The sequence below is a fragment of the Photorhabdus noenieputensis genome, assembly GCF_018448935.1.
GTDB classification, from domain to species: domain Bacteria; phylum Pseudomonadota; class Gammaproteobacteria; order Enterobacterales; family Enterobacteriaceae; genus Photorhabdus; species Photorhabdus noenieputensis.
The window spans coordinates 67,677-78,190 of sequence record NZ_RCWC01000024.1; the positions used below are offsets into that span (position 1 = coordinate 67,677).

Annotated in this window: 5 protein-coding genes and 1 pseudogene; 5 read left to right on the forward strand and 1 reads right to left on the reverse strand. The window is 45.6% G+C overall.

The features are described 5' to 3' along the window. Nucleotides 1–244: 244 nt before the first annotated feature. On the reverse strand, nt 245–1,201 hold the full coding sequence (locus tag EAE91_RS15595) for a hypothetical protein (RefSeq protein ID WP_214089303.1): 957 nt from the start codon (nt 1,199–1,201) through the stop codon (nt 245–247). A gap of 1,178 nt (nt 1,202–2,379) precedes the next feature. Between EAE91_RS15595 and EAE91_RS15600 the strand changes: the two genes are divergently transcribed. The 5 genes and pseudogenes from EAE91_RS15600 to EAE91_RS15620 all read left to right on the forward strand — a co-directional run. After that, entirely contained in the window at nt 2,380–4,908 is a 2,529-nt protein-coding gene (locus tag EAE91_RS15600; protein WP_214089304.1) for a type VI secretion system Vgr family protein, read from the forward strand. Between the two features lie 2 nt (nt 4,909–4,910). Then, nucleotides 4,911–6,521 (forward strand): PGAP1-like alpha/beta domain-containing protein, encoded by a 1,611-nt coding sequence (locus EAE91_RS15605; RefSeq protein WP_214089305.1) that lies wholly within the window; start codon nt 4,911–4,913, stop codon nt 6,519–6,521. Then, nucleotides 6,514–7,608 (forward strand): T6SS immunity protein Tli4 family protein, encoded by a 1,095-nt coding sequence (locus EAE91_RS15610; protein WP_036780812.1) that lies wholly within the window; start codon nt 6,514–6,516, stop codon nt 7,606–7,608. Before EAE91_RS15605 ends, EAE91_RS15610 begins: the two co-directional genes overlap by 8 nt. 552 nt (nt 7,609–8,160) lie before the next feature. Further along, nucleotides 8,161–9,279, forward strand: a complete 1,119-nt coding sequence (locus tag EAE91_RS15615) for a hypothetical protein (RefSeq protein WP_214089306.1) — start codon at nt 8,161–8,163, stop codon at nt 9,277–9,279. After that, nucleotides 9,276–10,514: pseudogene (locus EAE91_RS15620) on the forward strand (ImcF-related family protein); the annotation flags it as partial. The gene EAE91_RS15615 and the pseudogene EAE91_RS15620, both read left to right, overlap by 4 nt.

Consider the following 10,514-nt stretch of genomic DNA (forward strand, 5'->3'; position numbering starts at 1 on the left):
TGTAAGCTCCGCGTTGTTGTTATGCGGAGATAATTATAAAGATTTTTCACTGTACCTAAACGATAAATTTATATCTATAATTCTTATTTGAATATTCCAAGTGAATATCGAGTCGTGGTGAGGAAAAATGGATTGTTCCTCGCCTTTTGGGGCAACATGTACGACAAGCCTGACATTATTATTCATTCTCGTCTGGTGTCTGGCACAACCCATTGTGCATGCACAAATCTGCATGGCCTTTGCTTTACTGCTTTAGCCACGGTGTTGTGGTACTCCAAAAAATAATATTAGCCCCCAAATAGTTTTCGGCAAAGTCGGTAAATTCCTCCTGAGTGAAGGGTTTTTTGGTTTTTGGATTGGTGTAGGTCAGCGTGGGTTCTTGGACTGCCATTGCCACCAAATCCAGTTTGCCTTTGTAACGATTGAAAAAGGGATAAGCGTTTTTCATCTGAGCAGATTGATACGGCACGATATCGGGGCCGCCGAGGCCGATCTTATTTTTTGACGCGAAATTAAAAAAGCGAGACATATACTGATGATCATTATCCCATTCACATGGCCAGAAATTAACATATTGTACCACGTAGGATTTTTCGAATACCCGGCGGGCAAATTTGATATTATCAAGTTCGGCGGCAAAATAGCGGTCACAGCTAAAACCGCTCTTATCCTGTTTTACGTCAATATCAATGGCAGTTTCTGGTAGATTAATCCCGGCAATACGGCCATCAAATTCTTTTGCCAGTTCGGAAAGCAGATTCTGATAGCTTTTGCGCAACGCTGTATTCCACTGAATAGCAACCCAACCATAACCTTGAGCTTTTCCTTCACCGGGATTATCAACTTGAGCAACTAAACCGCCTTGATATTTTTTACCTTGTTGGAGATAAAATGGAATGTAGCGGGCATTTTTCTCAAAAAAGCGATCCTGGATCTGAATAAACAGCTTCTTTTTTATTCTGCTAAGCAACGACAAATCTTTTTCGATAGCGGAAAAATCATATTTCCCCGGCGCACTTTCCAATTGTTTCCAGTTATAAACAACTTGTACACCGTCAATGTCTTGACGTTCTAACAGAGGACGTAATTGATCGAGTTCATCGGATGAAGTGTAGAGATAATTTTGTGGTTTTCCTGCGAGTGCAGCAGTTGGCAGTAAACTAAAAATCAAAGTGGCTGAGATAAGTTGTTTTAGCACCATTATTATTTCCATCCTTAATTGTAAGGGAATGAGCAACAGGTTTACGACAGCTTAACAAGGCAGATAGTTCCATGACTTTATGAATTTATTTAACATTACAAAGTTACTTTATTGATTAATTGGTAATTATTTTCAACATCTTAGTATTCATTTATACCCTATGGATTTCAAGATGCATCGCGACGGCAAGGGAGAGAATCCCCGGGAGCATAGATAACGATGTGACCGGGGTGAGCGAGTGCAGCCAATAAAGAGGCAACTTGAAAGATGACGGGTATATCTCTATCTGGCAAATAAGCTCTCATTAAGAACAAATGAGAATGTTATCAATGAATATGATATTAATTGGGATGGTTGACGGTTTTTTTTAGAGATATTTGGTCATTTATTATTGAAGTTAAATGAAAATTAAACGGAAGGCATTTTATGATAAAAAAGTCTTGACTTTATTATCGGCTAATTAAGAGAATTATCCCATCTATAAAATAATTTATCTTGTTGTAGCAGATAAGGAATAAATGGTGGACATATCAACGTAAGATATAATTTACACTCATTCTGATAGTGCGTTGTCTGAATAGGTTAATCGAATTGCTAACTCACTAGAGCAGTAAAAGGATAGATATCTTGTTATTCGTATGGCATGAATGAGAATTATTCTTTTTTACAATGAATTGATGCATGATATTTAAAAAGGAATAATGAGATTGAAATCCATGTAACATATTGAATAAAAATGAAAATAGAATATTGCTCTCATGGGTGGATTATCTGATTATAATCGAATGTTAAACTCCCTCTCATTTTATGGCAACCAATGCAAGATTATTTTTGTCAATAAATGTCATGTTGTTGTTATGTGGAATTAAATATCCTGTCCGACATGCAGTTATACCAATGGTGATAGAGTCCAGACATTAAAAATTGCATTTTTTTGAAAAAAAGAGTTGATCTTTATAGGCACCCATTAAGAGGATGGGAGAATTTATAAATCGCTTATCCTGTTCATGCCTTGAGGTATTGCGAAAACATGAATGGCCCGTGTAAATATTTACGGTTCAGTTAACTGCCGACCGGGAAATACCGGCGTGGGTTATTTCCCAGTATGACAATAATGACATGGCCCTATATTGAGTTCTTATTGTTGACTAATAGCCGCAGAAAATTTAGGAGAAAATATGACAAATACAACACCGATGATCATCTTTGATCACAGCCGCTACAGACTAAAAGTGTGGTACAACAAAGCGCCGCTGGATGTGCTGGCCTTTACCGGGCAGGAAGCCTTAAGCCAGCCGTTTCGCTATGCCATTGAATTCACCAGTGCGGAGAAAGGGATTGAACCGGCACAGATGCTGATGCAGCAGGCTTCATTTACCCTGACTTCGCCTGCGATCAATCCGGGGATACGGTGGATGTCGATTGTGCCGCCGGCACCGCTGCGTTCGGTTTACGGGGTGATCAGCGGCTTTAAACTGCTTTCTACCTCGCGGGACGAAAGCCGTTATGAAGTGATACTGGAACCCCGGCTGGCGCTGATGGCGAGAAGCCATCAATACGCCATCTACCAAAAACTGTCCGTGCCGGAGATTGTGGAGAAGATTCTGCGGGAGCGGCATGGCTTTCGCGGGCAGGACTTCCTGTTCAGTCTGACACACAACTACCCGAGGCGGGAACAGGTGATGCAGTATGGCGAGGATGACCTGCGCTTTATCCAACGCCTGCTGGCGGAAGTGGGTATCTGGTACAAAGTGACGGCGGATGACCGGTTAAAGATCGATGTGGTGGAGTTTTACGACGACCAGCGTGACTACCAGTTCAACGTCTACCTGCCTGCCCGTAATCCGTCAGGCATGCACGGCGAGGAGGACGCGGTGGTCTGGGACATGGAGACCGCGTATCAGGTGGTGGAGGGAAAAATTACGACTCGGAATTATGACTACCACGATGCCCGGCCGTATCCCGGCCTGAACACCGAGGTGGATGTGGCACGGGGCGACCAAACCACCTATGGCGAAGCGTACCATTACCGCGATGACTACCGGATACCCGGTGACCGTTACGCCTATCAACCGGAGACGGAAAGCGGGGTGTTTTATGCCCGCCTGCATCATGAGCGTTACCTGAATCAACGCATTCGCCTGCGGGGAATGACCACCTCCGCCACGCTGGTGCCGGGGCAGGAATTGAAAGTGAAGGGCGACGCGCCGGAAGCGTTTCGTAAAGGGGCGATCATCACCCAGATCACCAACAGCGCCCGCCGGGACAGCAGTTTTGAGATGGCGTTCACCGCCATTCCCTATTCCGAGACCGTGTGCTTTCGCCCGGAACGGGTGCCGAAACCGGTGATGGCGGGCACGATACCCGCGCGGGTGAGCAGCACGAAAGTGAACGATATCTACGGCGATATCGACAAAGACGGTTTGTATCGGGTGTCGTTTGACTTTGACCGGGCGGAATGGACGCAGGGGAGCGAAAGCTTGTGGGTGCGTCTGGCGCGTCCGTACGCGGGGGAGAAGTATGGCTTTCACTGGCCGTTGCTGGAAGGCACCGAAGTGGCGATCGCCTTTGAAGGGGGCGACCCGGACCGGCCCTATATCGCTCATGCTCTGCACGATTCAACGCACCCGGATCACGTCAATATTTACAACTACAAATGCAACATTCTGCGCACCCCGGCGAATAACAAACTGCGGATGAGTGACGAACGTGGTCGGGAACATATCAAACTGAGTACCGAGTACGGCGGTAAAAGCCAGTTGAACCTCGGTCATCTCGTTGATAGCCAGCGCCCACACCCGGATAAACGGGGAGAAGGCTTTGAGCTGCGAACCGACGACTGGGGCGTGATCCGGGCCGGTAAAGGGTTGTTTATCAGTGCGGATAAACAGGCCAAAGCGGGGGGTGAGGTGCTGGCGATGGAGGTGGCGCTGAATCAACTTCAACAAGCGCAGACCTTAACCGAGGCATTATGCGGCGCGGCTGAAATCGCTAAAGCGGAACTGGCGGATTTGCAGCAACAGAAGGCGCTGTTAAGTGAAGCGTTAGCCGAGCTGAAAAAATCCGCGTTGTTACTCTCCGCGCCGGAGGGTATCGCGCAGACGACGGCAAAAAGCCTCCAGTTGGCGGCCGGGGAAAATATTATCGCCACCAGTGGGAGAAGTACCGATTTCAGCGTGTTGAAAAAATTCACGGTAGCGGCAGGTGAAAGGATCAGCCTGTTTGCCCAAAAACTGGGTATCAAACTGTTTGCCAGCAAAGGCCGGGTAGATATTGAAGCGCAGGGTGATGAGATGGGGCTGGCGGCACTGAAAGATATCACGGTGAATAGCCATGAGGGCAAAGTGATTATCAGTGCCAAACAGGAGATCTTGCTGGTCAGTGGCGGTGGTTATATCCGAATAGGGAATGGTCAGGTGGAGTGTGGTGCGCCCAATCACATCATCCAACGGGCGGCAGTGTGGCAGAAGTTTGGCGGGCAGAGTGTTAGCCAGATGGTTTCCCAACGTGAAACAGTGGATTTTTCCGTCACACCGCAGGTGCTCTGGCCTTTTGATGATATGCCGGTGAAGGATCAACATGCCTTTTTGCACAATCATGACGATAGTCAGCACTCTTCGATAACGGGTGAAGATGGTAAGACGGCTAAACAGAAGAAATTGGGTGTGGAAGCAATAAAGTTTTATTTAAAAGAAGGTAAGGAGTGATTATGACTGATTCATCAGAAAAAGTGGTTGTTTATCCTATTTATGATGAGCATGGCAGGTTGTATTACCCGCTAGTGAGTGCACCCAGCCATAAGGACCTGACGGCGATTTGCTATAAGGTGCCTAACCGGGTTATCCCTGTGATTTTTCTGCCCGGCGTGATGGGGAGTAATTTGCAAGATAAACGAGGGAATGAAGTTTGGCGTGTGGATGGTTATTTAAGCATGTGGGAGTGGATGCTAAAAGGAGCAGAAACACGAAAAAAGCTGCTTGATCCGGAAAATACTGTGGTCGATTCGAGTGGAAGGGTGGATGACAATTATAAAGAAGGCTCCAAATTCCCTTCTCGTCAAGAGCGAGGTTGGGGGCAGGCATCTTATATGAGTTATGGAGAATTTTTACCTTGGCTCCAGGCTGCGTTGGATGATCAGGATGAGTTATTGTTTAACCGGTTGAATAAGACAGGAGAACTGACCCTGCGCCAGAAACTGGAGTTTATGGATCTACAGGCGGAAACAGGGGAAGAAAAGCTTTTATCGAAAGAGATTAAGCTGAGTTATCAATATCAGTTTCCGGTTCATGTCATGGGATATAACTGGCTCCAGTCTAATGCGGATTCGGCAAATCAACTGGTTGAGTATGTTATTGATATTATTACACGCTATAAACAGCGTGGTCAGCCCTGTGAAAAAGTGATTTTGGTGACCCACTCAATGGGGGGACTAGTGGCGCGTCACTATTCAGAGAAACTGGGAGGACATAAGAAAATACTGGGTATTGTACACGGTGTCATGCCGACCTATGGCGCGCCGACGGCTTATAAACGGATGAAAGCGGGTGAAGGGGGGGGAGTTGGACTGGTTATCGGCAGTAATGGTGCCGAGATGACGCCAGTGATGGCGCAATCACCGGGACCACTTCAACTATTACCCGGTTTGAGATATGGCACTGGGTGGTTGCAGATTAAAGATGGTAAGACACTTTATACCTTACCCAAACGCGATCCTTATGAAGAAATCTACTTGCAACGTGATAAGTGGTGGGGGCTATGCGAAGATCGTCTAATTAATCCGGCCAATGAGAAAAGAAACCGGGTAGTAATGCAGGCGGATTGGAAAAAATATACTCATATACTGTCTCGTGTAGTCCAACCTTTTATCGAAGAGTTAACTGGTTGTTACCACGGCAATACCTATGCCTTTTATGGTAACAGTACCGAACACCTCTCTTACGGCGTCGTGAGGTGGACTCGTAGAAGTTATGTTGATCGGGGAGATGATCCTAATCTGGCATTTAATAGACCGGTATATGATCCTTTTAATAATCACCTTTCCGATACACGCATGGTGGGATATTCCCTCGACCCAAACAAACCCGATGACCATAGCCATTTAAGAGCTTTTATTCTTGAAAAGCCGCAGCAACCCGGTGATGGAACAGTACCGGTGCAGGGTGGAAAGTTTACCGCTGGAGGGCTGCGTTCAATATTGGGAGCGGAGGTTGATCATGAGCATGCCTATAATACTGATAAAACACGTTTTTTTACTCTGCGGGCAATTATCAAAATAGCGCAATTAGTTAAACAAACTTCCTTGGCTTATCCCGATGAATAGAAAAAGAGTATTAATCATTATTGCAATTGTCAGCTTGTTGGTGGTGGTGTTTTACGGGTTATGGCAACAGTTACAGCCTTATCCCCCTCATACTATGTTAAATCAGAAGGAAAAATTAGCCGTGGATAAATTATTAACAAACTTACAAACCCGTTGTATTGGCCGATATTTGGTTGATTTGCCAGCGGGCTATAATAATACTGTCAATGATGCTATTTGGATGAATGATAATCTCATCGAGACCAGCTTGCTCTATCCGCCTGCTTTTGAACAGCGTATTCGGTTACGGGAAGAAGCATTACGGAAAACAAAAACAGTGAATCCGGTTAATATGCCCTATTTGAAAAATATCTACCGCTTACCTGAGGGAATGCAAGGGATTATTTTTGAACGTGTGCAAGATCAGAGTGTATCGGATGCAGCCAGAGTATTGGAAGCTCATTTGTACAATAATGGTGTGGCGATTAAAGTAGAAATGAAAGTTTCAAATGCTTCTGCTGCACGTTATGACAAAGGGAGGCAAACTTTTCCTGATATTTATGATAATGATGTGCCAGAGAAATTGGTTGAGTTGAAAAACTTATTATCCCGTATACAAGGACGTAAGGAGACGGAAATACCCACTACCGCAGGGAGTTGTATTCCCAATGCGTTTATTGCCGATAATAACAGAGATAAAGAGTTTATGGAGTTGGTGTATAAAACGAATCCGGCTAATTATTTGAATGTCACCATGATGACGAATAACTATATTCGGGAAAAAGACAGTATGCTGGAACGCTTCGGTGTAATTGCAGCGAGTCTGTATCGGGGAGGGGTTTTCCGTAAAGGAGTGAGGAAAATTAATAAGTTGGATACCGAAGAGTTGCTGCTGGTGGGGCAGCAGCCGAATAGTGATGATCCGCGTTATCTGTTTACATTACTGACAAATGAGAAAACAGGCGGGGAAAAAACGCCGGTTTTTGATTTAACAGTGGTTAATGATAAAGAAACACCAACAGCCTATACCCAAAATGAAATTGTGGCGTTTTGGGATGCAATTAGTCAGACCGTCAGGGTTAGGCCCGGTGCTTTTAAACGGCAATAACATGCTTCAAATAAAACCCCTTATAGGGATGTAAGGGTTAACCATCAGCGGAAGGAGAAACCCGATGTTTAAAGAAATAATCAGTTAGTGAGGTTAGATGTGATTAGTTTTGGTTTTTGGGGATCGGCATTATTAGTCTATCTTTTAATATTATTTTACACTTGGCCGATAATTGTGATGCTTGATGTATCTGCCATTTGTCGGATAAGGAAATGCATTAAAGATAAGAAATACTGGCGTGCGTCATTCTTGATTTTTGCCGCTGTATTAATGAGTGGCTCCCTTATCTTCTTATTAATGATATGGATAAGATTATATGGTTAAACGGATGAGAATATGAGGAGATAATTATGTTTATCAGTCATATCACTGATCAAAGTAGAATCGTAAGCGTGACAGCGTTAACGTTCTATGATAAAGACAAACCGGTTAAATTAATCGGTGGCCTGATTTTTTATTTAAACGCGAAACAAGGTATACATTCAATGGTGATATATGATTGTTGTTGCCCGTTTTCGATTCCACTCCCCAGGATAATATCGAGTTATTATTATGAGTTGGCCCATACCTGAAATACCGGAACTTAAAGCAGTGTCGCCTCTGCGTTATCGGTTATGGTTTATCATTTTACTTTTAATACTGATTGCTGGCACACTGATTTATGCTTTTCTAAAAGATACCACCGATTTCTATCATGCGGCGATTTATAGCAGCTTACCGTCCTTTCTGGTGTGGTTGCTATTATTTGGTGCGGTATTAAATCGCTATGAGCAATATTGCGCGGCAGCATACGCTTGGGAAGAAGCCAGTGCTGAAACTCGTTTCCAATGGCAGCAATGGAGCAGAAAACAACTGGCGGTGATCGGTAATATTATTATGACGCCTGAGCAACAAGGTATTGCGCCACTGTTAGGTGATGCGAAAGAGATTCCTGCTTTTCCTGAGCAAGGGCGGGCATTATCTCTGCCATCAAGCGATAGACGGCAATTATTGGCTAAGGTTGATCAGGATTTTGAACAACAATGTCCGGGTTATCGTTCTCTTTTACGCCAGATTTATATTGCTTCCGGCGATCACGCTTCTTATGAATCTGCGATATATCAACAGTGGAAAATGAACCCTTTACCGATAATAAACCGAGATGAAATCGATAAATTATACGATAAGGATGATTTTGAAGGTCTGATAATGGTTATTGCATTCCAGTGCTGGCCTTCTGAAAACAATAAGAAAGCCTACAGTGAATTTGTCTCGGCTCAATTATTTTCGTCAACAAAATTTGCCGCGCAGGAAAAACTCAATGTTCTTGCCGGTATGGGAAGAACATTACCTTCATTACCCGGAGAAATAATCAAAGACTTACAGATATTGTTTGAATATAACCGTATTGATAAAAATAACATGCGGCACCTTTGGATAACGGGTGTCACGAATGATGTTCTGACTGAACTGGCAATTAACAGTCATGACTCTGAGTTTAATCTTTTCACCGAAAATTCGCTTCATTTAATCGATCATACTTTTGGTCCTCCGGGGCCGCTATCGATATTTTTGGCATCAGCCATGCTAACTGAGGCAATTAGCCTGACCGGTAGCGATCATATCGTTATCAATCAATTACCAGAGGGGAGCGCTAGCCTCTATTTAATGACTAAGGAATTACATCAATGAAAGTTAATCGTCATCACCAATATGGCTATTTTGGGTATATTTTTATTACCCTTAGCCTTGCTGGGATATTTCTCATGTTGATCTACTTGAATAAAACATTACTTGAGGAACGGGGGCTGCTTAAATCCGCATTGTATGCCTACGCCACAGTTTTTCCGCTCCTATTAATAGGCTTATTTGGCAATGCTGTCTGGTGGCATATTCGGCAGAATAAAGCGCAGAAAAAACTCAGACCTGAAACCGATCGGGCAGCGGATCGCTCCAACCAGTCCGCTTTGATACTGAGTGATTTGGGCGATCGCATGCGCCTCCGTTACGGGCGATTCTGGTGGTATAAAGTCCGCATTTTACTGGTGGTGGGCGAAGTGGAGCAGGTGGAAGCCATCGCACCGGGGCTGACGACTGCGTATTGGCAGGAGGGTTATCGCTCGTTGTTGCTCTGGGGCGGCAGTTTGCAGACGGCGGAACCGGATACCGCGCAGTTGATGGCTTTGCGTCGCTTGCGCCGTTACCGCACGCTCAATGGCATTGTCTGGGCGCTGACCGAAAACCAAAGCGCGCAGCCGGTGTGGATGGATAAAGCTTTGCGGATGTTGCAAAAACAGGCCCAACAGTTGCGCTGGCAGGCTCCGGTCTACCTGTGGCAGGTGTGTCACAGCAACTGGTCGCAGGAAGACCGTATCACTCAGGCCGTCGGCTGCTTTTTTCCTGAACGCTGTACCCCGGATATCGTGGCGACACAGTTGCAAGAATTGGTTGACCCGTTGCGCAAGCGCGGGATGCAACAACTGTTGGAGAAGACGGCCCACGATTTTCTCTGTCGTCTGTCTGCCAACTTAAAACAACGGGGGATTGCGCACTGGCAACAGGTTCTGACGCCGTGGTTAGCGGAGTATGGCGATGTGGTGTCGCTGCGGGGTCTGATGTTCAGTTTGCCGCTCCGGGCGATAAAGACCAGCCTCCCGCAGATTTGGCTGCCCGATACCGCCTGGCAGGGGGTGCTGGAGGGCAGCCATCGTTTCCACGGTCGGCGGGTGGGCATGCCCCGCGCACAGACCGTCGGTCGTGGCCTGATGGTGCTGGGCTTATTGTGGGGAGCCGGAATGGCGCTCTCCTTTTTCACCAACCGTGACCAGATAGCCGTGGTGCAGGCGGCGGTAACTGACCTGAAAACTCAGCCGGAGAATTCTGATGCCCAGTTGATAGCTTTAAAGGAGCTGCGTAACGAGGTGGAC

Bases quoted from the DNA above. Each gene is read 5' to 3' on its own strand.
- EAE91_RS15615 (WP_214089306.1), top strand. From the start codon at position 8,161: ATGAGTTGGCCCATACCTGAAATACCGGAACTTAAAGCAGTGTCGCCT.
- EAE91_RS15600 (WP_214089304.1), top strand. From the start codon at position 2,380: ATGACAAATACAACACCGATGATCATCTTTGATCACAGCCGCTACAGA.
- EAE91_RS15610 (WP_036780812.1), top strand. From the start codon at position 6,514: ATGAATAGAAAAAGAGTATTAATCATTATTGCAATTGTCAGCTTGTTG.
- EAE91_RS15595 (WP_214089303.1), bottom strand. From the start codon at position 1,201: ATGGTGCTAAAACAACTTATCTCAGCCACTTTGATTTTTAGTTTACTG.
- EAE91_RS15605 (WP_214089305.1), top strand. From the start codon at position 4,911: ATGACTGATTCATCAGAAAAAGTGGTTGTTTATCCTATTTATGATGAG.